This is a genomic window from Paenibacillus sp. 1_12, assembly GCF_900114475.1.
Classification (GTDB): domain Bacteria; phylum Bacillota; class Bacilli; order Paenibacillales; family NBRC-103111; genus Paenibacillus_S.
This window is the reverse complement of sequence record NZ_FOTE01000002.1, coordinates 251,941-275,141: the sequence shown is the minus strand read 5'-3', so window position 1 is coordinate 275,141 and position 23,201 is coordinate 251,941. Positions and strand designations below refer to the sequence as shown.

At 46.5% G+C, this 23,201-nt stretch carries 27 protein-coding genes; 21 read left to right on the top strand and 6 right to left on the bottom strand.

The window, feature by feature from the left end; genetic code table 11:
* Nucleotides 1-67: 67 nt before the first annotated feature.
* The 3 genes from BM210_RS05380 (at nt 68) to BM210_RS05370 (ending at nt 2,328) form a co-directional block, all read left to right on the top strand.
* The gene (locus BM210_RS05380; RefSeq protein ID WP_091165335.1) at nt 68-1,015 is read left to right on the top strand and encodes a PfkB family carbohydrate kinase; all 948 of its coding nucleotides are present in this window, start codon (nt 68-70) and stop codon (nt 1,013-1,015) included.
* Nucleotides 1,016-1,110: 95 nt separating this feature from the next.
* On the top strand, nt 1,111-1,578 hold the full coding sequence (locus BM210_RS05375) for a hypothetical protein (RefSeq protein WP_091165332.1): 468 nt from the start codon (nt 1,111-1,113) through the stop codon (nt 1,576-1,578).
* 51 nt (nt 1,579-1,629) lie between these two features.
* Nucleotides 1,630-2,328 carry an AIM24 family protein gene (locus BM210_RS05370; RefSeq protein WP_091165329.1) on the top strand — a complete coding sequence of 233 codons (699 nt, stop codon included), beginning with the start codon at nt 1,630-1,632 and terminating at the stop codon, nt 2,326-2,328.
* 27 nt (nt 2,329-2,355) lie between these two features.
* On the opposite strand, the gene BM210_RS05365 is transcribed toward BM210_RS05370, so the two are convergent.
* Nucleotides 2,356-2,562, bottom strand: coding sequence for a hypothetical protein (locus tag BM210_RS05365; protein ID WP_091165326.1), 207 nt, complete (start codon nt 2,560-2,562; stop codon nt 2,356-2,358).
* A 297-nt stretch (nt 2,563-2,859) separates the two neighbouring features.
* On the opposite strand from BM210_RS05365, the gene BM210_RS05360 reads away from it, so the two are divergent.
* The 6 genes from BM210_RS05360 to BM210_RS05335 all read left to right on the top strand — a co-directional run bounded on the left by BM210_RS05360 (nt 2,860) and on the right by BM210_RS05335 (nt 8,866).
* Nucleotides 2,860-3,657, top strand: a complete 798-nt coding sequence (locus tag BM210_RS05360; RefSeq protein WP_091165324.1) for a hydroxypyruvate isomerase family protein — start codon at nt 2,860-2,862, stop codon at nt 3,655-3,657.
* A gap of 92 nt (nt 3,658-3,749) precedes the next feature.
* Entirely contained in the window at nt 3,750-4,661 is a 912-nt protein-coding gene (locus BM210_RS05355) for an aminoglycoside phosphotransferase family protein (protein ID WP_143100994.1), read from the top strand.
* Nucleotides 4,662-4,730: 69 nt separating this feature from the next.
* Nucleotides 4,731-5,177 (top strand): VanZ family protein, encoded by a 447-nt coding sequence (locus BM210_RS05350; RefSeq protein WP_177237636.1) that lies wholly within the window; start codon nt 4,731-4,733, stop codon nt 5,175-5,177.
* 53 nt (nt 5,178-5,230) lie between these two features.
* A complete protein-coding gene (locus BM210_RS05345; RefSeq protein WP_091165317.1) occupies nt 5,231-6,667 on the top strand; it encodes an MATE family efflux transporter in 1,437 nt (478 codons plus the stop codon).
* Between the two features lie 176 nt (nt 6,668-6,843).
* Nucleotides 6,844-7,431, top strand: coding sequence for a histidine phosphatase family protein (locus tag BM210_RS05340; RefSeq protein WP_091165315.1), 588 nt, complete (start codon nt 6,844-6,846; stop codon nt 7,429-7,431).
* A gap of 178 nt (nt 7,432-7,609) precedes the next feature.
* Complete coding sequence (locus BM210_RS05335) at nt 7,610-8,866, top strand: aspartate kinase (protein WP_091165312.1); 1,257 nt, start codon at nt 7,610-7,612, stop codon at nt 8,864-8,866.
* 13 nt (nt 8,867-8,879) lie between these two features.
* On the opposite strand, the gene BM210_RS05330 is transcribed toward BM210_RS05335, so the two are convergent.
* From BM210_RS05330 to BM210_RS05320, 3 genes are all read right to left on the bottom strand, one after another.
* On the bottom strand, nt 8,880-9,344 hold the full coding sequence (locus BM210_RS05330; RefSeq protein ID WP_091165310.1) for a DUF441 domain-containing protein: 465 nt from the start codon (nt 9,342-9,344) through the stop codon (nt 8,880-8,882).
* 79 nt (nt 9,345-9,423) lie between these two features.
* Nucleotides 9,424-10,164 (bottom strand): 2-phosphosulfolactate phosphatase, encoded by a 741-nt coding sequence (locus BM210_RS05325; RefSeq protein ID WP_091165307.1) that lies wholly within the window; start codon nt 10,162-10,164, stop codon nt 9,424-9,426.
* A 16-nt stretch (nt 10,165-10,180) separates the two neighbouring features.
* Entirely contained in the window at nt 10,181-11,014 is an 834-nt protein-coding gene (locus BM210_RS05320) for a phosphosulfolactate synthase (RefSeq protein WP_091165305.1), read from the bottom strand.
* A gap of 172 nt (nt 11,015-11,186) precedes the next feature.
* Between BM210_RS05320 and BM210_RS05315 the strand changes: the two genes are divergently transcribed.
* From BM210_RS05315 to BM210_RS05275, 9 genes are all read left to right on the top strand, one after another.
* A complete protein-coding gene (locus tag BM210_RS05315; RefSeq protein ID WP_091166135.1) occupies nt 11,187-11,453 on the top strand; it encodes a YqhV family protein in 267 nt (88 codons plus the stop codon).
* A 109-nt stretch (nt 11,454-11,562) separates the two neighbouring features.
* A complete protein-coding gene (gene spoIIIAA, locus BM210_RS05310) occupies nt 11,563-12,624 on the top strand; it encodes a stage III sporulation protein AA (protein WP_091165303.1) in 1,062 nt (353 codons plus the stop codon).
* Nucleotides 12,618-13,136 (top strand): stage III sporulation protein SpoIIIAB, encoded by a 519-nt coding sequence (gene spoIIIAB / locus BM210_RS05305; RefSeq protein WP_091165301.1) that lies wholly within the window; start codon nt 12,618-12,620, stop codon nt 13,134-13,136. Before spoIIIAA ends, spoIIIAB begins: the two co-directional genes overlap by 7 nt.
* 46 nt (nt 13,137-13,182) lie before the next feature.
* Nucleotides 13,183-13,386: a stage III sporulation protein AC gene (spoIIIAC, locus tag BM210_RS05300; protein WP_076227891.1), complete on the top strand. Its 204-nt coding sequence runs from the start codon at nt 13,183-13,185 to the stop codon at nt 13,384-13,386.
* A 10-nt stretch (nt 13,387-13,396) separates the two neighbouring features.
* Complete coding sequence (gene spoIIIAD, locus BM210_RS05295; protein ID WP_091165298.1) at nt 13,397-13,786, top strand: stage III sporulation protein AD; 390 nt, start codon at nt 13,397-13,399, stop codon at nt 13,784-13,786.
* Between the two features lie 33 nt (nt 13,787-13,819).
* Entirely contained in the window at nt 13,820-15,106 is a 1,287-nt protein-coding gene (gene spoIIIAE / locus BM210_RS05290) for a stage III sporulation protein AE (RefSeq protein WP_091165296.1), read from the top strand.
* 37 nt (nt 15,107-15,143) lie between these two features.
* On the top strand, nt 15,144-15,998 hold the full coding sequence (locus BM210_RS05285) for a stage III sporulation protein AF (protein ID WP_091165293.1): 855 nt from the start codon (nt 15,144-15,146) through the stop codon (nt 15,996-15,998).
* Between the two features lie 69 nt (nt 15,999-16,067).
* On the top strand, nt 16,068-16,700 hold the full coding sequence (gene spoIIIAG / locus BM210_RS05280) for a stage III sporulation protein AG (protein ID WP_091165291.1): 633 nt from the start codon (nt 16,068-16,070) through the stop codon (nt 16,698-16,700).
* Between the two features lie 120 nt (nt 16,701-16,820).
* Entirely contained in the window at nt 16,821-17,690 is an 870-nt protein-coding gene (locus tag BM210_RS05275) for a SpoIIIAH-like family protein (protein ID WP_091165289.1), read from the top strand.
* Nucleotides 17,691-17,896: 206 nt separating this feature from the next.
* Here BM210_RS05275 and BM210_RS05270 read toward each other — a convergent pair whose 3' ends face one another.
* Both BM210_RS05270 and BM210_RS05265 read right to left on the bottom strand, forming a co-directional pair.
* Entirely contained in the window at nt 17,897-18,136 is a 240-nt protein-coding gene (locus BM210_RS05270) for a hypothetical protein (RefSeq protein WP_091165286.1), read from the bottom strand.
* 144 nt (nt 18,137-18,280) lie between these two features.
* Nucleotides 18,281-18,967 (bottom strand): response regulator transcription factor, encoded by a 687-nt coding sequence (locus BM210_RS05265; protein WP_177237635.1) that lies wholly within the window; start codon nt 18,965-18,967, stop codon nt 18,281-18,283.
* A gap of 124 nt (nt 18,968-19,091) precedes the next feature.
* On the opposite strand from BM210_RS05265, the gene BM210_RS05260 reads away from it, so the two are divergent.
* The 3 genes from BM210_RS05260 to accC all read left to right on the top strand — a co-directional run bounded on the left by BM210_RS05260 (nt 19,092) and on the right by accC (nt 23,102).
* Nucleotides 19,092-21,086 carry a sensor histidine kinase gene (locus tag BM210_RS05260; RefSeq protein ID WP_091165280.1) on the top strand — a complete coding sequence of 665 codons (1,995 nt, stop codon included), beginning with the start codon at nt 19,092-19,094 and terminating at the stop codon, nt 21,084-21,086.
* A gap of 82 nt (nt 21,087-21,168) precedes the next feature.
* Nucleotides 21,169-21,675, top strand: a complete 507-nt coding sequence (gene accB, locus BM210_RS05255) for an acetyl-CoA carboxylase biotin carboxyl carrier protein (protein ID WP_091165278.1) — start codon at nt 21,169-21,171, stop codon at nt 21,673-21,675.
* 68 nt (nt 21,676-21,743) lie between these two features.
* On the top strand, nt 21,744-23,102 hold the full coding sequence (accC, locus tag BM210_RS05250; protein ID WP_091165275.1) for an acetyl-CoA carboxylase biotin carboxylase subunit: 1,359 nt from the start codon (nt 21,744-21,746) through the stop codon (nt 23,100-23,102).
* The last annotated feature ends 99 nt before the right edge of the window (nt 23,103-23,201 follow it).

The window sequence follows — 23,201 nt, the reverse complement described above, 5'->3', positions numbered from 1 at the left end:
TAGCCACTTTTACAAAATCATAATATAATAGATTACTAAGCCAATCACAGCTGTTAAGGAGCTACATATGAAAAATTTTGTAACCGTCATAGGTACCGTATTCGTGGATTGCAAAGGTTTTGCCAAACAAAATTATATTCCGCAGGGAAGAAACTTGGGTAATATCCAGTTTGTGCATGGCGGCGTAGGCCGTAATGTAGCCGAGAATATGGCGAATCTGGAGTTGAATACGGCATTTGTATCCACCATGGATCATTCCGGATTAGGTCTTGAAATTAAACAACGTCTTCAGGGTGTTCAAGTAAATACTGACTTTTTGAAGCCAGCGAATGAAGGTATGGGAATGTGGCTTGCTGTGCTGGATGAGAACGGTGATTTGGCCGGCTCGATCTCGCAGATGCCTGATCTTAAAGCACTGGAAAACGTATTTGCTGAATCCAGACAGGAAATTGTGGAGCGATCGTCCCATATCGCTTTGGAGCTTGACCTGAATGAACAAATCAGCAGCTCTGTCATTTCAATGGCTGTACAACAAAACAAACCGGTTTACGGAATCCCCGGGAATTTGGATGTTGTACTCAAAAACAGAGGCTTGCTCAAGCAGTTGGAATGTTTTATTTGCAATGAAGTGGAGGCTGAGCGGCTTTTTGAGAAAAAGGTAGGCACTAATCCTGACGATATGCTGCACGAATTAATTCCTTTTGTGGATGCTGCCGGGCTGCGCTCGATGGTTATTACCTTGGGGGAGCATGGCTCTGTGTACTATGATTCCGTTACCAAGGAGCTAGGTCATCAACCAGTGTTCCCTGTTAAGCTTGTTGATTCCAGTGGCGCTGGTGATGCGTTTTTTTCGGGAACCGTCATGGGATTAGTACGGGGCTTGAGTTTAAAGGAAGCTGTTGTGTGCGGTACCAAGGTTGCGGGCTGGACCATTGAATCGCAAGAAAATAACTGTCCAGATTTGAAAATTAAAACGAGTCAAGACGAATGCTTTCAAAGACTGCTTGTTAAATAGCAGTCTTTTTTACTTGTTTGGCACGCAGAATTGGCATCCCGCAAAATATGAAGTAAAATGAAGATACAAGTCGATTCAGTGGAGGTGGAAAAGGGATGAGATCATATAGGTGGAAGACGCTGCTTGTTGGGGTTTTTATCGTGATGCTCGTACAACCGGTTTCCACCGTCCAAGCGGGATTTTTTGATCGTGTGAAAGAGATTTACAAGCTGCCCGAGCAAGTGGAAATTATTGAGAAAGAATACGATGCCGCTAAGCAGCAGCTGCAGGAGCAAGTCAAAAAATTTGATGAGCAAAAAGAACAGCTGACGGAAACGATAGCGCGCTCTAAGGAAACAGAAGAACGCCTTCTTGCACAGAATAAGCGGCTCATGGAGCAGAATGAAGCGCTGCAGATTGCGATTCATGCTGCAGAGCAGGACAAGCTGGATAAGGAAGCCCGCAATCGCAAGCTGATTTGGATGGGTGTAACAGCGATAGTTCTTGTGGCTGGTTATTTTGTATCCGGACGTTTGATACGTGTAGCGGTATGGAGAAGACAAAAGCGAAGTCTGCGCAAATAAGCGGATCGGAAACGTGACAAAAATTTTCAAATCATAGCAGGGGGGTGTAGCATGGATATATCTTACGAGCAGCCCGAACAAAGGACACGCATCGCTTCGCTTACGGTTGAGCAGGGAGAATCCGTTCATGTGCTGCATCCGAATCAAATTGTCGCTTTTCAAGGGTCGCCTTCATTACGTGAAGATTCCTTTATGAAGCTTTCCAATATGTATCGCAAAAAAAGGATGATACAGTCGCGAATCAGCGGTCCCTCCAGGTGCATGCTGGGTTTGCCTGAAGGCTATAATTTGGGTACGGTGTCGATTCAGAAGGATGACGATCTCTTGTTCGAGTTTAAGCATGTTTTGTTTTTCATGGAAGGCATGACGTTTCGGACGCATATACAATCGGTACGGAATGCACTGATGACGCGTGATTTTGTGAAAATGCGTTTTCAAGGACCTGGTACACTTGGTCTTTTAACAGCGGGGCCGCTTTATCAGGTAGAGCTTCATCCGCAAAGTCCTCTGTTTGTGGATGTGAATTGTTTGGTGGCCTATCCGCAACACATAACTCTTAAGCCTTGCGTATACGGGAATACGCTGGCAAGCCAGCACATGAATTATCAATGGGAGCTGAAGGGCAAAGGTTCTGTACTGCTGCAGCCATGCAAGCCTGACAAGCAGTTGGATGAGCACATGCAAAGCGATAGTCTGATACGCCGGGTGCTTAGGGAAGTTATTCCATTCGGAGGTATATTTATCAAATGAAAAAAGCCACCAAAGTGGCTCCAAAGCTTAAACAAAACCTCTTACGGTAGCATTGGGTTTGTCTTCTGTTTGTAAATTTACAGTCTTGATTGAGGTGATAGGGATGATATTGAGACTATGGGGAGATTGATATTTCACAAAGCGCTCATCCATCTCAATAAGCGTCCCATTACTAATACTTCCGCCGTCAATGAATAGTATCGTGACTTGTTGATTGAGAAATTCTTTTAACATGGTTCACCACACCCTTCTATGTTCAGTTTAACCTAAACGGAGACTTAAGGCAAAGGGGCCACCTACGCTAGAAGTTAACTGGAACAATGGGTTTAGGTCTGTGTCATGACGACCCATCTATTCAGCGTGTCATTCGCTAAAAAAGCGGAATGTGAAGTTTTGTTGGGCAGGTACTGTTGACACACAGGTGTAAGCGATTTCTTTTTTGCATGTTAATGCTTGATTCGCAGATTACGTGCTCCTATAATAATGTTAAAGATACTTAGGTGCTTTTACGCCGCATTCAGGAGGTATTCAATGATCTACTCGCCATCGATCGACGCAGTGTTCAGAAACAGCGGTTATGATTTAGCCAAGATTTTGAGAACAGTTAAGGAGCTTGGCTTTACCGCCTTTGAATTTTGGGGCTGGGGAAACCGGGATATGGATTTAATGGAGCAACTGGTTAAGGAGTTCGATCTGAATGTAGGGTCATTTTGTACCAAATCGATTTCACTGCTAGATCCCGCGCTTCGCGATTCCTATGTTCAAGGGCTGAAGGAAACGTTGGAGATTGCCCAACGGTTGAACTGTAAGCATATAATCGCTGTAACCGGAAATACGCTTGAGGGTGTTTCAAGAGAAGAGCAGCGCCAAAGCATTGTCGATGGATTAAAGGCTTGTGTGCCATTACTTGAATATGCTGGCGTTACACTTGTGCTGGAGCCGTTGAATACGAAGGTCAATCATCCCGGCTATTTCCTTGAAACCTCAACAGAAGCATTGTCTATTATCGCCGAAGTCAATAGTGCCCATGTTAAATTGCTATATGATGTATATCACCAGCAAATTACCGAAGGCGATCTGACGCCAACTATTAGTGCAAACATTGAGCAGATTGGATATATTCACGTTGCCGATCATCCGGGAAGGCATGAGCTGGGAACCGGAGAAATTGCCTATCCGTTTGTCATGAACAAGCTTCGTGAGCTTGGGTATAAAGGTTATGTGGGACTGGAGTTTAATCCTACAGGGACACCCGAGGATGGCTTGAGAGCTTGTCTGGAGCAGTTAGATAACAATAAAAGTAAAGCATCACAGCAGCTGAGAGACTAATCCAGAGGCCTCGTTTCCGTTTACGGTCATGAGGCTTTTTGACATTAGCCGGCAACCATTACAAGAATTTCACACACAATGAAGGGGATGATATGATGATTCAGCTACCGGAGAAATTTATACATACCATACTGGGTGTACACCAGGAAAAGGGCGCATTGTGGCTGGAGCATTTTGATGAGCTCATCCAATATTGCGAAAGCCGATGGTCTTTTCAGGTTTTGGCTGCTTATCCGCTTTCTTTTAACTTTGTAGCGCCTGTACTCTTTAGGGATGGAACGGAAGCCGTACTTAAGCTGGGTGTACCTAATAAGGAATTGATTACTGAAGCAGAAGCTCTGGGCATATACAAAGGGAATGGATGTGCCAGACTTTGGGATTCGGATACAGATAAGGGAATTTTGATTTTGGAAAGAGCGGTCCCAGGTCACACTCTTAAGACTGTAGCAGATGATGATGAAGCGGTACGCCTGGCAGCTGCTGTCATGAGGAAGCTGCAAACGCCCCCACCGCTGCATTCGTTGTTCCCATCGACTTCGGACTGGGCTAAAGGCCTTGACAAGCTTCGTGTCCGTTATCTTGGTGGTACGGGACCATTGCCTGAACAAATGGTGCGTAAAGCCGAGGACTGGTTTGCGAAGCTGCACAAGACCTGGAGAAACCCGCAGCTGCTGCATGGTGATCTTCACCATGAGAATCTGCTGTCAGCAGAAAGGGAGCCTTACATCGCGATTGACCCCAAGGGGCTGATTGGCGAGCTAGAATACGGGGTCATTTCTTTTTTAATGAATAACTTGCCGGACGAACACCCAAGGGACATCATTAGACGGAGAATTGAGCTGTTCAGCACAGAACTGGCTTTGGATCCAGAAAGGGTAATGGCCTGGGGGTACAGCCATGCTGTACTTTCCGCTTGGTGGTGTGTGGAGGATCAGGTTGGCGATCCACAGAATTCGCTGGAGCTGGCTTCTGTTTTTGAGAAGCTATTGGAAGAGTATGAATAAGCTAGGAATAGACCTATTTTGACTAAGAGACATGCTCTGTGGATTGAATAATAAAGGATGCGAATCAGATTGACATCAAAAAGATTAAAAAAGCTGTATAGGGATTTGGCCATCCTCATGTTTGCAGGATACGGTTCATTTATGTGTTATTTGTTGTTTTTTGGATTTTCTCGTAATACCAGAACGGAACGAATGATGAACCTGATTCCTTTCAAAACGATTTCCAATTATATAACCGGTTTTCATCATTACAATTTGGATACATGGGTCATTAACCTATTTGGAAATGTCGCGGCCTTTGTGCCGTTTGGTTTTTTGGTGCCACTGGTTTTTCCAGGTGTTCGGAGCTACCTGCAAATCATCAGCAGATTTTTGCTGGCGCTGCTGGCAGTCGAATCGATTCAGTGGGTATTTCACGTTGGCAGCTTTGATGTTGATGATATTTTGTTGAATGTAATCGGCGGACTCATCGGATTTGCCATACTGCAAAGAGTTCGTAATTTGTATAAGAGATAAAGCATAAACAGGATTATGCCTGATGACGGAAATATGAAAGAAGGAACATAGTTATGCCGCAGCAAATTGATGATGAAAGCGCTTCACCCCTCCAGCCTGAACCCCGCAAGCACAAACGCTTGCTTGATCCACAAGTACTTCTAAAGCTGGAGACGGGCGGGAAAAAGGAAATCCGTAAAGTGATCTTGCAGCTGGCAGGGCCTTCACTCGTTGAGAACATGATGATGAATTTGCTTCAAATGATTGTGATGATCATGGTCGGGCATGTAAGTGCGGAAGCGGTCACAGCGGTTGGCTTGACGAATCAGCCTGTGTTTTTTGCTTTAGCGATCTTTATGGCATTGAATATAGGCACGACTGCGATTATTGCAAGAGCTATGGGAGCAGGAAATGTGGAGGAGGCTACTCGAACTGCACAGCAGACGTTTATGCTCAGCTTATTGCTGAGTGTTGTGGTCATCTCGCTAAGCTACATATTTGCAGAACATATTCTCGTGCTGCTTGGTGCGACGAACGAAGTTCTTTCTGAGGGGTTGAGCTATGCGAAAGTTATGTTTTTGTCGCTAAGCTTTACCGTCATTTCCACGAGTTTATCGGCCATTCTTCGCGGGGCAGGGGACACGAGAACCCCCATGAAAATTAATGTGCTGTCCAATATTCTTGTGGTCATTCTTGGCTATCCGCTTATATATGGAATCGGCTCTATTCCTGGCATGGGACTAATTGGTGCTGCTGTTGCGACAGTGATAGCGCGGGCGATCTCTACTTTGTGGGTGGTGTTCGTGCTATTTGGTAAAGGATCAATTATTAAGCTTTCCTGGAGGAAGCTGATGGCAGTCGATTATCCGATAATCCGCAGAATTGTCAAAATCGGCCTGCCATCAGCTGGAGAGCAGTTAGCTCTCAGGGCCGGGCAGCTTGTATTTACCTTGGTCTTAAGCGGTTTGGGGACGGCGGTATTTGCAGCTCATACGATTTGCTTTAGCATTATGGGCCTTACTTTTATGCCGGGAATGGCTTTTTCACTTGCAGCCAGCACTTTGGTAGGTCAAGGGTTGGGAGCAGGCAAGCCTGAGCTTGCAGAAAAATTCGGCTGGGAGACCAGCAGGTTCGGGCGTATATTTGCCGGCATCATGGGAGTCGGCTTTATCGTATTGGCGCCTTACATTATGATGCTGTACACCCATGATGCAGCTGTCATTAACGCAGGAGCCAGTGCATTGCGCATTATTGGGCTGATTCAAACGTTTCAGGCCTCGCAGTTCATCCTGGCAGGAGCGCTTCGCGGCGCTGGCGATACACGGTTTCCATTGATTTCGACTTTTGTTGGCGTATTTATTTTTCGGGGGTTGCTCAGCCTGTTGTTTGTGCTCGTTTTTCACTGGGGAATTATAGGTGCCTATTTATCTATTGCCGTTGATCAACTGGTCCGAACCGCGATTATTTACTTCCGTTACAAGAGTGGCAAGTGGAAAACAGCTGCTGTATAGATCATACGCAAATGAGCTGTAGATTTCGATTCTGCAGTATGGAGACATGGGTATATAGGAAGTAGCCGGGTTGGTGCAAAAGAATAGGGTTAAAACGTCAGACTCTGTTGAATTATGGATATGAGGCAGGCTGAACCTGCATAAAATAAGAAAACAACAAGAGAGGGTGAGCTCGGATGGAGATCGTTTTTGTTTGTCATGGTCAAGGAGAACACACACAGCAAGTACCCGAGAGCTACAAAATGGAGAACCCAGGACTCACTGAATTTGGTAAACATCAGGCTGAACGACTGCGAACGGTTATGCCGCTGACAGAACGTCATGCCATCATAGCCAGCCCGACAAGGCGCACACTGCAAACCGCGCAGCTTTGGTGTAAAGGCTCACACGCGCTGAGGTTTGTTCATCCAGCTGCCGGTCCTCGTCAATTTCCCCAGCGCTTTGATTTCCAAACCTTGCCTTGTGATGAGATGCTGGAGCCCACCTGTTTATCTAATTGCTATAGTGATTTTTCGCTGCCGCAGGATGTGCCTCCTTATATGTGGCTGCAGGGCATTAATACCCTGCCTAATTTGCTGTTCGAGAAGTGGGCTGAGCAATTTATAAGCTGGTGCAGGAAACTCGAGAAGGATACACTTTATATCGTTTCTCATGACGGGACGATAGCCTCTTACATGCAGCTGATCACTGGAACAAAGCTGACGCGCAGGGATTTGTTGCCGGATGCAGGGTGGATTCCTGTGTCCTCTTACCAAAAGGTTTGATGGAGAATGATCCTCTTTTAAGCAGGAAAGTTTCGATTGGAACTGGCATAGACCCGCCTACATTATATGTATAAACGCTCACTGTTGAGAGGGGAGCATTTTTGTGCTTCATCCTTTACTACCGATATGCTATAATAATACATTGTTATGTAAAAGTTTCGGTTAGGGAGTGAACAGTTTGTCTCTTATAGTAATGAAATTCGGTGGAAGTTCGGTTGGTGACGCGGCGCGGATGAAGCGCGTAGCGGGTCGTATCGTAGAGAGACAGCGCGAAGGTCATCAATGTGTGGTCGTTGTTTCGGCAATGGGAGATACGACGGATGATTTGATCGACTTGACGAAGCAGATCAGCTCGTCAACGCCTCCAGCCAGAGAAATGGATATGCTGCTGAGCACAGGTGAGCAGGTATCAGTAGCTTTATTGTCGATGACGATTCAGAGCCTAGGTCAACCGGCGATATCTTATACGGGATGGCAGGCTGGCATGTACACAGAACCGGTTCATGGAAAAGCAAGAATTTCCGATATTCAACCGGAGCGAATCTTTAAAGCGTTGGAGCAGGGGAATGTAGTCATTGTAGCGGGCTTCCAAGGTATGACTCAGGAAGGCGAGATCACAACTTTGGGCCGCGGTGGTTCGGATACGACGGCTGTAGCATTGGCTGCTGCGATAAAAGCGGATGTGTGCGAGATATTCACCGACGTAGATGGAATCTACTCAACCGATCCGCGTGTGGTCAAATGTGCCCGTAAGCTTCCGGAAATTACGTATGATGAAATGCTGGAGCTCGCTAATCTGGGTGCTGCTGTGCTTCATCCGCGTGCTGTTGAATACGCCAAAAATTACAATGTGCCGCTGGTCGTCAGATCCAGCTTTAACCATAATGAAGGTACCCAAGTCAAGGAGGAAGCAGCAATGGAGCAAGGTATCGTAGTACGCGGAATAGCAAGCGACAAGAATGTAGCAAGAATCAGTATTCTCGGTGTGGATGAGAAACCAGGCCAATTGGCCAAAGTTTTTACAGCATTGGCTAAAGAGCAGATTGACGTTGATATTATCGTACAAAGCGGTGTGCTGAATGGTCTTGCTGACTTCGCATTCACCGTAGCCCTTTCCGATAAGGACAGAGCCGTCAAAGTCATCGAGGATATCCGCAGCGTTGTCGAATTCCGCGAAGTTACATCCCAGGAAAATCTGGTGAAGGTATCCATCGTGGGTGCAGGAATGGTGAGTACACCTGGCGTTGCTGCCAAAATGTTCGAGGTTATTTCTGATTTGGGACTGAGCATCAACATGGTTAGTACGTCTGAAATTAAAACCTCATGCGTGATCGACAATAGCCGGTTGCCGGAAGTGATTCAGGCGCTGCATACCGCTTATGGCTTGGACACCGAGCAGCAGGCATTTGTCGGAGGACCATCCGACAGACGTTAATTGTTACATTAACTTATCGAAGCTTATCGAATAAAAAGGTGAATATTTTTAACAAAAAGGCCGTAATACCTGCAGCCATCAATGGGCCGACAGGAATGCCGCGCAGAAAAATAATGCCGAAGATTGAACCGATGACAAGACCCACAATTAATTGTGGGTCTATTTTTAATAAGCTCAAGCCTTTTCCGTTCATATAGGTAGCGATGGCACCACCCAGCAGCGCCAATATACCTGGCCATGTCGTAAACATACTGGCTACGTCTTTCAGTGATATCTTTTCACTGGCAAACGGCACTAGCACGCCCATTGTCAAAAATAACAGCCCCAGCTCCAGTCCTCTGCGTTCGATTGTCGGTAAATAACGATCCAGACTGATCAGCTTGATGATCAAAAGTACGCATGCCGCCGTGGTGATGATGTGCGAGCGTCCAATCAGTCCGATGATGATGAGCGCAACCAGTAATATGTCTCCATTCATAGTAAAAGCCCCTTGTCTCATGGATTTCACTTTTACTGTATGAGACAGGCAGCCATTTCATGTTCATTTCATTCAAGCTTTAATGCAGCTGCTTAACTGGCAATAGGGTCAAACGCCCACCCTGCATGGTCGGGACGAGAGGGATTAGATTCATTCGTGAGCAGTAAATAACATCCTCGCGAAAACCGAGCTTATCCAGCCGTTTGCCGTTACTGCTTTTTAACAATGCCTCTGTCATCGTGGATTGCACTTGCCGGAAAGCGTACAGCTGACTCAGTCCTAAATCATCCACATTCACCGTCTTGCCTTGCCCTTGCAGCTCTTGTATTTCCTCGATAAGCTGCCCCGCGCAGATTCCATCCTCGAAAGCAAACACATCCTGTGTACCTGAGCACAAGATGACGATATCCTTATTTAAAGCAGCCGCCTCTACGGCACAAGCTCTGCCGTTTAGCAGTGACGCGATAAGTACGGTACCGGATCTGTTAGCTTTTTGGATGGCACGGGTACCATTGGCGGTCGTGAGAATAATCGTTTTGCCTGCTATTTGGTCATCCATGTACTCAAAAGGGGAGTTGCCAAGATTAAAGCCTGGAATTTTTTTGCAGTAGCGCTCTCCGCCCGTTAGCCAGTCCTGCTGTTCCACTAGAAGCTGCTTAGCTTGAAGCACCGTTTCGACGGGATAGATCGCATCGCATCCATGAGCCAAGGCAGTCAGCATGGTACTGGTGGCTCGCAGCACATCAATGACAATAACGGTTTTGTTTACAAGGTCATCCGGACGCGCCTCGTTGACACTGGGAATGACGGTAATATCCATGGATGCTGCCCCTTCCTTAAATAACCCAATCCTCGACGTAGGGACAAGGTGCCTCCATGCCAAAATGCATCGTATCCGAACGCAGTCCTCTTCGAAGCGCCTCCAACGAAATCAAATCCTGTGGCGCAACATTGCCTAAATGAATATCGCTTCCTAGAAGGTTCAACAGATGTACCTGCTGCTCTTTCTGTGGAGCTTCCCACAGCAGCAAATGTCTGGAAGGAACACGTTCCAGCACCTTGAGGATGTCCCGATCCTTACATTCCCCATATTCATCATAAATCCCGACCCCTTTGCCCGACTCGCGGCCTTCAATCGTAATCAGACTGGCGCCTAGCTCAGCATCAATAGTAACCGTTTCAATCAATTCTTCAATTTCGATAGAAGAGCCCCACATCTTTTTCCCGTATTCCGTAATCACGGTGAACCCGCACTCTGCTGCACGAGTTATAAGCTCGCTGCGCAAGCTTCGGTCCAGCTCTATCGTACCATCGGAAATTTCCACACCATTAAAGCCCATGATCGAGATCATATCAAAAAATTCGTCTACTGCGTCCTGCTGAATAGCGACTTCCAAAAACGTACCTCCAGGGTACACGATAATATTTTGCTTTTTGGCCATCTCGATCTTGCGCTTCAATATGTCCGTCTCATACAGCGGTGATGTGCCAAATCCGATTTTGAGCATGTCGACATAAGAACCAGCCGTTTGCAGCAAATCGTCAAGCGCATGAATTCCCAGGCCTTTATCGATCACCATGGTTTTACCGAGCATTCTTGGTTTGTCAGTTCGTTTCCCTGATGGGTCGCTGAGCAGTGGATGCCATTTTGCCTGTGTCGTTGCTTCCATGTTATATCGCCTCGCTGTTACTTGGATTGATTACTTCGTCATCATATGCACCAGAGGGTAGTGATGTGCCCATTATGCCTAAATGCAGACATGTCCGCATAGAGATGATAGAGAAACTGAAATAGGAGCTGAAATAGAAGAGTTACATGACTACAGAAAGGAGAGGAGCAGGCTGATCAATAAAATTGTATTAAGTATGGCCGTACTGCGGTTGTTGTCAGGAAGTATCGAGATCATTGCTGCACTGCTGATGCTCCGTTACAACCAGATTGAAAAAGCGCTCATGGTCAACACCGGACTGGCTATGGTAGGACCATTCGTGCTGCTTACAACTACAACATTAGGGCTGGTAGGGCTTGCGGATAAGCTGTCGGTAGGCAAAATGCTTTGGGTGCTTGTTGGTGTCAGCTGCATCTTCATCGGGATTTTGAGAAAATAATTGGTCATATTTGAGTGGGCCAAGCATACACATAATTTAGTGAACGGAAGAATACTCTGACCGAACAGCGACGAGGCTATCCGTAATTTAAAATGAAGGGGATGGGTAGATGCAGTCACTACTTCAGCTATTTTCTGTTCCTTTACGTCAAAGACTATCCATGCTGCCCTCTCAAATTATGCAGGATTTGCAAGAAATTCGTGTTCGCGAGCAGCGCCCGCTCGAGATTGGCTGGGGAAGGCAATACAGCTTTGTTTCACAGACAGGCGGGCTGAGCAACAACCCAGATGAGGCTTATAGGCCGAATCGAGAGGATTGCGCCGCTTTGCTGGAGATGCTGACGCAGCATTCGCTTTACACCTTTGAGGAGGAGCTGCGCAGAGGCTTCATTACAGTGGCTGGAGGTCATCGCATCGGGCTGGCCGGGCGGACAGTGCTGGAGCAGGGAAAGGTGAAGCTGCTGAAGGACATCAGCTCTTTTAATATCCGGATTGCCAAGGAGCATAAGGGCTGCGGCAATTCAATCATTCCTTATGTGACTGATTCAACAGGACAAGGCTGCATCCTTCATACCCTAATCGTATCCCCGCCGCAGCAAGGAAAAACGACATTGATTCGTGATTTAGCAAGAATTATAAGCAAGGGTCCCGTATCTGACAGTGGCACCGCACTTCGACGGGGATATAAGGTAGGGATCGTAGATGAACGTTCCGAGATCGCTGCTTGTGTCCGAGGTGTACCGCGCTTTGAATTAGGTCCGCGTACGGACGTACTGGATGGCTGCCCCAAGGCAGAAGGCATGATGATGATGATTCGATCCATGTCCCCTGAACTTCTCATTGTGGACGAGATTGGCAGGCCTGAGGATGCAGCCGCTATCCATGAAGCGATTCATGCCGGCATTGCTGTGATGGCAACTGCTCATGGTTTGAACTATGAAGACATTTCAAGAAGGCCTGTATTAAAGGAGCTGCTCCATGATCAGGTTTTTAAGAGAATCGTCGTCCTGAGCAGTCAATCAAGTGTAGGATCGCTGGAGGGTATTTACGATTCGCAGGGAAGACGATTGACTCTTACGTCCTCCGGCGTCCATGGTCTCGCAGAGGCTAGGGAGCAGGGACGAGCGATGGTCATACGCTCCGGTCAACAGGAAGGGATATCCTTATGCTGAAGCTGCTGGGGGCCATGATGATTATGCTGTCGGCAACCTTATTCGGCTTGTATCAAGCCCAGAGATATTCACGGCGTCCGAGGCAAATTGCGGATTTGATCCGTTCCTTGCAGCGGCTGGAAACAGAAATGACCTATGGCTTGACCCCATTGCCCCAGGCGCTATTGCAGGTAGCTCATGCCTGCCCGCCACCTGTCAGCCATCTCTTCCGCTATGCGGCAGACGAATTAAGAATAGCAGCGGGTAGGACGGTGCTGCAGATTTGGCAGCAGGCAATCGCTGAACATTGGCATCATACGGTACTGCAAATGGGTGAGAAGGAAATTCTCAGTCAGCTGGGGAGCACACTTGGTCTATCGGATAGTGCCGATCAGGTTAAGCATATTCGCCTGGCAGTACAGCAGCTTCAGGGGGAACTCGAAACCGCAGTGGAGGAACGTAAACGGTATGAGGGAATGTGGCGCAGTCTTGGTCTGCTGATGGGTGCGCTGGTCGTCATATTGATGTATTAGAGGTTGTTCGAGTAAAGGTTTACAGGTTAGAGGTGAGGTGCCGTGAATGAACGTAGACGTGAGTGCGATATTCCAGATTGCCGGAATCGGAATTATTATCGCAATGATTCACACCGTGCTGAAGCAAATGGGCAAAGAAGATATGGCGCATTGGGTAACACTAATCGGATTTGTAGTCGTACTGTTTATGGTTGTCAGAATGCTGGACAGCCTGTTCAAGGAAATTAAAACCATTTTCTTATTCCAGTAGGTGAGTCGTCTTGGAGATCATACAAATAGTAGGCCTAAGCCTATTCGCTACAATTCTCGTCCTGATCATCAAGGAACAGAAGCCGATGTTTGCTTTTTTGATCGTCGCGTTTACGGGCATCAGCATCTTTTTATTTCTCATCGGCAAAATATCAGCCGTCATTCAGGTGCTGGAGGATTTAGCGACCAAAGCCAGCATAGATATGATTTTTCTTAAAACGATTCTAAAAATCATCGGGATTGCCTACATTGCCGAATTCGGTGCTCAGATCGTAAGAGACGCGGGGCAGGAATCAATTGCATCGAAGATCGAGCTATCCGGCAAAGTATTAATTATGGTAATGGCGATTCCCATCGTGTCCGTCATTATAGAAACGGTCGTGAAGCTGCTTCCAGCCTAACTTAAAGTCGCAAGGTTCCAGGAGATGAAGCTAATGATACCGTACAAGCCTTGGAAACGAAATATCTTTAAATTGCAGGCAATCACGCTGAATGGAGACACAAGTAAATGGGGGTTAAAGCAAGGGTGGCTGCTGCTGGTATGCACTCTGTATCTGTTCATTGGTGGGTTGGGCGGCATTGGTTTTACGGGTACAACAGCAGGTACTGCTCGTGTTGAAGCTGCAAGCCCGGTCGAGCAAATCATCAAGGAAGAGGCGGAACGGCTGCAAACCGACCCGGTCGAGCAGTATTGGACGCAGTTGATGCGAACGTACGGAGGTTATTTTCCCGAAAGCAAAACCCCGACCTTTAACGAGCTGTTGACCGGTGCCAAGGATTTTCAGATGAGTACGATCTTATCCGGTATCTTCCGCTATTTCTTCCATGAGCTGGTTTACAATGGCAAGCTGCTGGCGTCTATTGTCGTGTTATCCATATTCAGTATGCTGCTGGAGACGCTGCAGAGCTCCTTTGAAAAAAACAATGTCAGCAAAGTCGCCTACGCGATCATATTTATGGTGCTGATGATTATGGCTGTTAACAGCTTTACGGTTGCCATTGGATATGCGAATGCGGCAATTAGCGAGATGATCCATTTTATGATTGCGATAGTCCCGCTTCTCTTGACGCTGCTGGCTTCTATGGGAAATATGGTTTCCGTCTCTGTGATGCACCCTTTAATTGTATTTATGATCCACGCAGTCGGGACTGGCATTTATCTGATTGTATTCCCGCTGCTGTTCTTCTCGGCTGTACTGCATATCGTCAGCTCCTTATCGGACAAATACAAGGTAACCCAGCTGGCTAACCTGCTCCGAATGATAAGTGTGGGGTGTCTTGGTGTCTTTATTACCGTTTTCCTCGGAGTCATTTCAGTTCGTGGTGCAGGCAGCGCTATCGTTGACGGGGTAACGATCCGCACGGCCAAATATATTGCCGGTAACTTCGTACCCGTCGTAGGTAAAATGTTCTCGGACGCATCGGAGACGGTAATAGGCGCTTCGCTGTTGGTCAAAAATGCCGTTGGCCTTGTCGGATTGGTCATCCTGCTCATCTTGTGTGCTTTTCCTGCATTGAAAATAATGGCGTTAGCCTTGATATACAATCTCTCAGCAGCTGTCATGCAGCCGCTTGGAGATAGTCCGATTATTGCTTGTCTGGATACGATAGGGAAAAGCCTGATTTATGTCTTTGCCGCATTGGCAGTGGTGGGGCTGATGTTTTTTCTGGCCATCACGATGCTGATTGCCGCAGGCAATCTTTCTGTGATGATGCGCTGATTGCAAGCAGACTTGGGTGACAGAGGAGGGTGAAGGGATGGGCTGGTTATCGGATTGGTTGAAATCGATCATTGTGGTCATCCTGCTCGCGACTTTTGTGGACATCCTGCTTCCCAATCAGACCATGCAGCGTTACGTGAAAACGGTTGTCAGCCTATTTATTTTACTCACCTTGCTTCAGCCCATATTTTCATTGTTTCAAAAATCGGCCTCTGTTGATCTCATGCTGAGCAATGCGCAATCTCTTTTTCAAAACAAATCGGCGCCCGGTACGGCTTTACCCGTTTTCCAGGCTTTACCTACATCATCACAAGCGGGTAGTTCAGGCCAGACACAGACGCAGGGGACGTCTAGTGGTATGCAGTCACTCAGCAGCATCCAGCAGCAGGCTGAGGAGCTGAAAGTGCAGCAGGAGGAGCGATCCCGCAAGCTGATGCAGCAGCAAATCATTACCTTGATGAAACAAAATATCGAACAAACGCCAGCTTTCAAGGTAGGGGATTTGAAGCTGGAAACGGGCAAGGATGCGAACGGGCAGATGGAGATCCGCAGCATCCGTGCACAAGTCGCTTATCAGCCACTTTTGACTCCGTCCAAAGTGCCGTCGCAGACCGTCAAAACCTTTCAGGTTGAACCTGTCAAGCCCGTAGACATCTTGATAGAACCAAGCAGTGGACAGAACGACAGTATCTTGAGGGGAGGAGGAGACAAGGGGCAGACAGGTAGTGAGGCCGTAAGCGCTAGTCGCACTAACCTTGCAGGCCCGGGCCAAACGATGACTCCAAATACAGGGTATGAACAGCAGCAATCACAAATCCGTATGCTGCTCAGCAAGGCGTGGCAGGTACCGGAGGGGCGAATTTATGTGGAGGTAACAGGGGAGAAGTCTTAATCATCTGGATCGCTCCGGGTTGGTAGGCAAGCACAGAAATCTGGGAAGGGTGCAGGGGAGGTGGAACCGATGGGAAGTCTGATGAAATGGATTGAGAAATGGCTTGGCGGCGGACCGAATGGAACCAAACGAATTCAGACATTTCGCTGGCTGCTGCTGCTTGGTCTGGTGGGAGCGGCATGTATGGTGCTTAATTCATTTATTCATGTCAAGGATGTGGACCCTATCGGGGAAGGCCGAGCTTCTCCTGCAGAGACAGCCAAGCCTGTATTTGGCGCCTCAAGCAAGGAACGCAGTACCTTTCGTGAATATGAAGAAGCCTATCAATCGCAGCTAAAGGAGTTGTTGAGCAAAATTGTTGGTGTGGGTGAGGTGGAGGTGCTGGTTACGATCGATTCTACCGAAGAGATTGCTGTCGAGCGTAATACGAAGGATACCCAGCAGGTAACGAATGAGAAGGATCAGCATGGTGCAACCCGCCATATCAGCGATGTCACACGAAGTGGGGAAGTGGTCATCTATGAAGTATCAGGGGGGAAACAGCCGCTTGTGACCAAAACGATCAAACCGAAAATTAGAGGCGTTGTCGTCGTGGCCAAGGGAGCTGAAAATTTGACTGTCAAAAAAATGATGACCGAGGCTGTGGAGAGAGGCCTGGATGTTCCTGCCAATCGTATTTCCGTACTCCCCCGCAAACAATAAAGACATTGGATTTGTACACATGCTTACGAAGCCAGTTTTTGCTGGCGCAAAAACGAAGTAGATGCTTACGGAGTAAGTTTTCTACAAAAACTCTTACGAAAACTCTAAGGAGGCAAAACAATGAACTCAAAAAGACAAACAATTTGGTTGGTATCCATGCTCAGTCTGATGGTCGTGTTATCTGCGTATTATCTGTTCACCGAAGACGTCAGCAAGCTCGAGTTTACTTCAACAGGAGCCCCAATCAATGGTTCAGCTAAGGGAGCTGAAGGCACGAACGGACTTTCCGCCAAGGAAATTGTGATCAACACCAATGATCTGAACGTAAAACCGGTTGAGTCCAAGGCTACGCCTCAGGCAGCAGCCAAGACCGACACCAAAGCAAGCACTCCTGCAGCGGTGGACACGAAGCAGCAAACGAGTGCAGCAGCTCCAAGCGCAGGCACGAACGCAACACCTGCCAATTCATCGACTCCAGCTGTACCAACAGCTAAAGCGCCGACTCCAGCTGCAGCTGTGACAGATCCGAAGAACACGAGCAAGGCAACTGCAGCTAATACACAGACTACCTCCAAAGCAAATGAAACTGTAAGTGCAGCAGATGCTAAAGTGCTGCAGCAGGTCATGACACAGGTCAAATCCGGCAGTGACTATTTTGCAGGTCTTGGATTGAAACGTAATGAGGAGATGGCCAAGCTGACAGAGAAATGGATGACGATTCTGGCTGATCCCAAACAGAGCGCCACAGCAGCAGCAAACGCAGAAGCCGAGCTAAGAAAGCTTCAAGATCAAGAGGCTAAGGTAACTAATTTGGAAGATACATTAATGAAAGAATTCCCACAAGCCGTAATTACCGAGGAAGCTAGTAAATGGAGGGTTACAGTCCAAAGCAATAAGCTAGAGAAAAGCCAGGCGGTTAGTATCATTGATAAGGTTATGCAGGAAATGAATGTTGGGGCTGATAAAATTGTGGTACAATTCGTACCTTAATTAAGGCTGATGATTGAACTCTGAATTCAGATCGGAGCAGCATCAAAAGAAGCGGAAGAGGTACTTCATCTCCTCCGTTTCTTTTTTATTTGTCGAAAATAGGAGCGACGATTACTGACAAATAAGAAATGGTATCGAAGCCTGCATGTACAAAAAAAAGAGTCCGAACCGTCGGACTCTTCGCGTAAAAAATATGCATATAAGTGCTACTCCACAGGCTCGGTAACGATATCATCTGATTCTTCCGCCGAATCGGAGATCTCACCGTCAGCTTCATCAGACTCACCGTCTTCAGATGCTTCCTCTTCGACGGCAGCATCCTCTTCTTCAGCTTCAGCCTGAGCATCTTCTGCTTCAACCTCGGCTTCGCCTACTGCCTCCTCCGATGCTTCAGCAGCTGTTGCCTCTTCCTCAACCACAATCGCTTCGTTTTCAACTTCACTCATATGTATCCCTCCAATTGTGCTTAGCTGAGCTAAGCCTACTACTAATATAGCAGGGGCATTGTGCAGTAGCTGTCGATATATGGGTATGATTATTAAAATTGGATTACATTATGATTACAGCTTGTTCGTAACCTGAAATAGTCGCTATTCCTGCTCGTCATTTAATAATCGCATAAGTTCGGAACGTGTATGGATGCTCATTTTACGGTACATGCGTGACACATAATTTTTAACGGTGCCTTCGGTAATATACAGATCCTCTGCGATCATCCGATTACTCCATCCAAGGCATATCAGCCTGACAATTTCCAGCTCCTTGTTGTCAAGCGAGATGGTGTGTTTGGATAACAGCCTGCTCAGATTGTCGATGGTTTTGTTTTTTTCAAATTCTTTAAGCTGAGCGAGTCTAACGGATATATTGCTCATCAGCTTGAGCGGAGCCACAAATTGACCTTCCATGACCAGCTCAACAGATCTATAAAAGGCTTCGACACTCGTATCCTTTAACAGATACCCGTTGATTCCTGCAATCGCACCTTCTTCCATGTAAGCATCATGATCGAAAGCAGTAAGCAAAATAATTTTCATTTGAGGATAGTTTTCTCTGATCGCCTTGGTACATTCAATCCCATCCATATTGGGCATCTGAATATCCAGGATACACAGTTCCGGCAATGGGCTGCTGTTCTGAAGAGACCTCAAAGCCTCTTCACAACTCGCTACGGATGCTACAATCTCATAGCGCGGATTTGTTTGCAGGATTTCCTGTAGGCAGCTGCGAACTAAAGAATGATCCTCTGCAAGCAGGATTTTAATAGTAGAGGTTAACATGATTATTTGCGCTTGATCCTTCTGGATGCAGCTCTCCTTTTTAATCTTTGTTAGATATTGTATCATGTAACCAAGTAATCAGCTGTAATTTTTTAGGTAAGATTGTTATTGAAGGAGGACATTGTTGAGAACCTTGGTTGTGATGTTTTTAGTATGGGTTGTTATGCTCACGGGTTGTTCCAAAGAAGAGTCGATTCCACGAGTTAACAAGGGAGAGGTTGATTTCAGCGAGTTCTCCTTGTCAAGTACGAACCACTCATACATGTTGTCAGGTGATTGGCTGTTCGCTCCTGATACTCTAGTCGACCCGGAGCAAAGCTGGCCGGAGGCAAGCGCCGAATATTTGACAGTCCCCAAAAGCTGGGAGTTTGTTCCATACCTTAATGGGAAAGAATGGGGTAGAGAATTTGGAACGTATCGGTTACAAATTCGACTGCATCCTGATGATGTGGGAAAAACACTTGGTTTAAAAATCAGTCCGATTGCTTCCTCCTTTCGAATGTGGATAGACGGTCGATTGCTAAAGGAGGTTGGAGCAGTAGGTACAACGGTTTCGACTGCTGTTCCCCATGAGTCACAAGAATATGTTTTCTTTACTCCTCAGAGCAGCAAGCTGCAAATGGATATACAAGTATCGAATTTTGCCCAGCGCAAAGGTGGCATTTGGAACGATATTTATATGGGGGACCAAGAGGCGATTCGAGCTAAGTCACTTCCTCCTGTGGTTAGGGATTGCATGAGTGCGGGCGCTTTGTTGATGATGGGTTTGTTTTATTTAGTATTTGCGTCGTTATATATTACAGACCGATCAACTTTATTTCTTGGCCTGCTATCCATTTCCCTGGGTTTGCGTACATTTTTATTTGGTGAGGTTTTGGTTACTTTCTTTTTTCCTGATTTGCTGTGGGAATGGAAGGTAAAGCTGGAGTATTTCATTGAAATTGCAGCGATTCTGGCTCTTAATCAATACCTGAGGTCGATCTTTCCTGAGCACTTTTCCAAGAATGTGCTGAGGTTTACCTATATGATCTTTGGGCTATTCGCTTTATTCGTTTTGTTCACACCAGCTATTATTTTCACTCAATGCCTTACCACGTTTACGGTGATGATAACTTGCTCTCTTCTATACTCTTCATTCCTTGTTTATGCAAGAGCAGTCAAACATCGGCGCCTCGGGGCTCGATCAGGAGCGATAGCGGGCATTATTGCATTTTTCGCTGTGTTAAGCGATTCTTTTTATTATTTGAGTATTCCTCTTACATCGGAAGGTCTTATCAATACCGGATTTTTTATTTATTTACTCACTCAGATGGCTGTTACCGTGCGTCGTTATATTAGTCTCAAGCAGGATTCTGCGGCACTCACAATGAGGTTAGCGGAGTCCAATGAGGAGTTGGAGCATAAAGTCATGCAGCGCACACGGCAGCTCACGGAGTCGTACCGATTCAATTCACGTTTATTACATAATATCGTACATGATTTGAATGCACCGATCGCATTGATTCGCCAGCAAACGAAGTTGCTGCAGGTCCATGTTCAAAAGGATGGCATCAATCATCTAACGTTGATCGAACAACAATCCGAATGGGCTGTGCGGCTGGCACAGAATCTCAACGATTTGGCACGTCTGCAGGAAAACAAAATGAATTTTCAGCCCAGCTCTATGAGCATGGAGGAGATGTTGAGGTTTCTTTACAAAAGGACAGAGCCGATCATACGAGGTGGCGGTTTCAAGTGGTCTCACAAAGCGCTGGATGAGTTGTTTGAAGCGGTTACACTTGTTGTGAATATTGATTTGTTTTTAATGGAGCGAGTGTTCGATAATATCACCTCTAATATGCTTAAATATGCACTTCCTGACGGTAATGTGAGCTTGTCCTATGCGAAAAGGGAAACTGTACTGGAGATCATTTTTGAAAATGAAGTAGCCTCATTGTCGGATGAAACGCTTGACCGGATGTTTGACCGTTTCTACCAACAGGGTCCAGAGGAGGGAGGGAGCGGTATCGGGTTAGCCGTCTGCAAAGAAATAGTCCGTTTGCATGGGGGACAGATTCATGTTGATCAGCCAGAAAAAGAGAGACTTCAAGTTGTGATCTCACTGCCAATCATGCGGTAATCGGAGGAAACTCTTTCTTTGTTAAGGGATTGTGGTATAATAGCAACGTTATTGTTTCACCATCGTTGAAGGAGTGAATCTAGTGTTTAAACTTAGCGAAATTAAAGAATTAATTAAATTAATCGATCAAAGTTCCCTACAGGAATTGGAAATTGAAAATGAAGGCTCCCGTTTGATGATTCGCAAACCTACCAAAACAGAATCTGTTGTATTTGCGTCGTCACCAGCGCAGCACTCATTTCAACATCTAGCACCGCAACAATCTTTGCCACAAACGGTATTACAAGCCCCAGCGGAAAACCATAACCCCGTTGTGGATGGTGTGATTGCACCTGCGGCGAACACGAACTTACATAAAATTGTTTCACCAATGGTCGGTACGTTTTATGCGGCTTCATCACCAGGCGCTGCTGATTTTGTGAATAAAGGCAGCCAGGTCAAAGAGAAGTCCGTTGTCTGCATCATTGAAGCGATGAAGCTGATGAATGAGATTGAAGCGGAAATTAAAGGTGAAATTGTGGAAATACTGGTTGAGAACGGTCAATTGGTAGAATACGGACAGCCGTTGTTCCTTGTGAAGCCAGAATAACGATGTGCGAAGTCAGTTTTCCTATGGAAAACTTAAGTTTATGCTTGCGAAGTTAGGAGGAGATTTAAATGAAGTTTCAAAAAATTTTAATTGCTAACCGCGGCGAAATTGCCGTGCGGATTATTCGTGCTTGCCATGAACTGGGTATTTCCACGGTTGCCGTATACTCTGAAGCGGATCGTGAGTCACTGCATGTCCGGCTCGCTGATGAAGCATACTGCATCGGACCCACTTTATCCAAGGACAGCTATTTGAATTTGACTAATATTATGAGTGTAGCGACCTTGACTGAAACTGATGCGATTCATCCGGGTTATGGATTTTTGGCGGAAAACGCTGATTTTGCGGAGATTTGTGAGAGCTGTAATATTACCTTTATCGGTCCTTCGCCAGATGCAATCAATCGAATGGGTGATAAAGCAGTAGCTAAGCTTACGATGAAGCAAGCTGATGTTCCAATTATTCCTGGATCTGACGGTCTTGTAGAGGATTTGGATGATGCTGTCAGGATCGCGAAGGAAATCGGATATCCCGTTATTATAAAAGCAACCGCAGGCGGTGGAGGCAAGGGAATTCGTATTGCCGATGATGAAGAGATGCTGGTTAGTCAGATTACAAATGCTCAGCAGGAAGCACAGAAAGCCTTCGGAAACGCTGGAGTCTATCTGGAAAAGTATTTGACCGGAATGAAGCATGTTGAAATTCAAATATTGGCAGACAAGCACGGCAATGTGGTCCATTTGGGCGAGCGGGATTGCTCGGTTCAGCGCAGACGCCAAAAGCTGGTAGAGGAAGCGCCTTGTCCAATTTTGACTGAAGAAGTGCGTGTGCGGATGGGTGAAGCTGCCGTTCGTGCTGCCAAGGCAGTGAATTACTCCGGCGCCGGGACACTGGAATTTCTTCTGGGGGCCGATGGCCAGTTTTATTTTATGGAAATGAATACACGTATTCAGGTTGAGCACCCGGTAACGGAGATGATCACCCGTATTGATATTATTAAAGAGATGATCCGGATTGCTGAAGGAGACGCTTTATCTTTCACACAAGATGAGGTTAGGATCGAAGGCTGGGCAATTGAATGCCGCATTAATGCTGAGGACTCAACCCGTAATTTCATGCCTTCCGCTGGACAAATTCAATTTTATCTGCCACCGGGCGGGTTTGGAGTTAGGGTGGACAGCGCCGCTTATCCGGGATATACGATTTCACCGCACTACGATTCGATGATCGCCAAGCTGATCGTTTGGGGAAGAGACCGTGATGAAGCGATTCAGCGTATGAAACGTGCGTTGTCTGAATTTACGGTTGAAGGCATTCACTCCACGATACCGTTTCATTTGAAACTGCTGGAGCACCACAAATTTATTTCCGGTGATTTTGACATCAAATTTCTTGAAGATCATGACGTGAACGACCCTGAATCGTAAAGCTTTTATTTGTCACAGTTATACGATGGTGTTATAGTAGGGGTTAAGACAAGTTTGTAAACTTCGCGCATACATATAAAGAGATCGAAGAAATAGACG

Excerpts from the sequence above, each read along its gene's own strand:
- BM210_RS05380 (WP_091165335.1), top strand. The coding sequence starts at position 68 with ATGAAAAATTTTGTAACCGTCATAGGTACCGTATTCGTGGATTGCAAA.
- BM210_RS05375 (WP_091165332.1), top strand. The coding sequence starts at position 1,111 with ATGAGATCATATAGGTGGAAGACGCTGCTTGTTGGGGTTTTTATCGTG.
- BM210_RS05370 (WP_091165329.1), top strand. The coding sequence starts at position 1,630 with ATGGATATATCTTACGAGCAGCCCGAACAAAGGACACGCATCGCTTCG.
- BM210_RS05365 (WP_091165326.1), bottom strand. The coding sequence starts at position 2,562 with ATGTTAAAAGAATTTCTCAATCAACAAGTCACGATACTATTCATTGAC.
- BM210_RS05360 (WP_091165324.1), top strand. The coding sequence starts at position 2,860 with ATGATCTACTCGCCATCGATCGACGCAGTGTTCAGAAACAGCGGTTAT.
- BM210_RS05355 (WP_143100994.1), top strand. The coding sequence starts at position 3,750 with ATGATGATTCAGCTACCGGAGAAATTTATACATACCATACTGGGTGTA.
- BM210_RS05345 (WP_091165317.1), top strand. The coding sequence starts at position 5,231 with ATGCCGCAGCAAATTGATGATGAAAGCGCTTCACCCCTCCAGCCTGAA.
- BM210_RS05340 (WP_091165315.1), top strand. The coding sequence starts at position 6,844 with ATGGAGATCGTTTTTGTTTGTCATGGTCAAGGAGAACACACACAGCAA.
- BM210_RS05330 (WP_091165310.1), bottom strand. The coding sequence starts at position 9,344 with ATGAATGGAGACATATTACTGGTTGCGCTCATCATCATCGGACTGATT.
- BM210_RS05325 (WP_091165307.1), bottom strand. The coding sequence starts at position 10,164 with ATGGATATTACCGTCATTCCCAGTGTCAACGAGGCGCGTCCGGATGAC.
- BM210_RS05320 (WP_091165305.1), bottom strand. The coding sequence starts at position 11,014 with ATGGAAGCAACGACACAGGCAAAATGGCATCCACTGCTCAGCGACCCA.
- spoIIIAA (WP_091165303.1), top strand. The coding sequence starts at position 11,563 with ATGCAGTCACTACTTCAGCTATTTTCTGTTCCTTTACGTCAAAGACTA.
- spoIIIAB (WP_091165301.1), top strand. The coding sequence starts at position 12,618 with ATGCTGAAGCTGCTGGGGGCCATGATGATTATGCTGTCGGCAACCTTA.
- spoIIIAC (WP_076227891.1), top strand. The coding sequence starts at position 13,183 with ATGAACGTAGACGTGAGTGCGATATTCCAGATTGCCGGAATCGGAATT.
- spoIIIAE (WP_091165296.1), top strand. The coding sequence starts at position 13,820 with ATGATACCGTACAAGCCTTGGAAACGAAATATCTTTAAATTGCAGGCA.
- BM210_RS05285 (WP_091165293.1), top strand. The coding sequence starts at position 15,144 with ATGGGCTGGTTATCGGATTGGTTGAAATCGATCATTGTGGTCATCCTG.
- spoIIIAG (WP_091165291.1), top strand. The coding sequence starts at position 16,068 with ATGGGAAGTCTGATGAAATGGATTGAGAAATGGCTTGGCGGCGGACCG.
- BM210_RS05275 (WP_091165289.1), top strand. The coding sequence starts at position 16,821 with ATGAACTCAAAAAGACAAACAATTTGGTTGGTATCCATGCTCAGTCTG.
- BM210_RS05270 (WP_091165286.1), bottom strand. The coding sequence starts at position 18,136 with ATGAGTGAAGTTGAAAACGAAGCGATTGTGGTTGAGGAAGAGGCAACA.
- BM210_RS05265 (WP_177237635.1), bottom strand. The coding sequence starts at position 18,967 with ATGTTAACCTCTACTATTAAAATCCTGCTTGCAGAGGATCATTCTTTA.
- accC (WP_091165275.1), top strand. The coding sequence starts at position 21,744 with ATGAAGTTTCAAAAAATTTTAATTGCTAACCGCGGCGAAATTGCCGTG.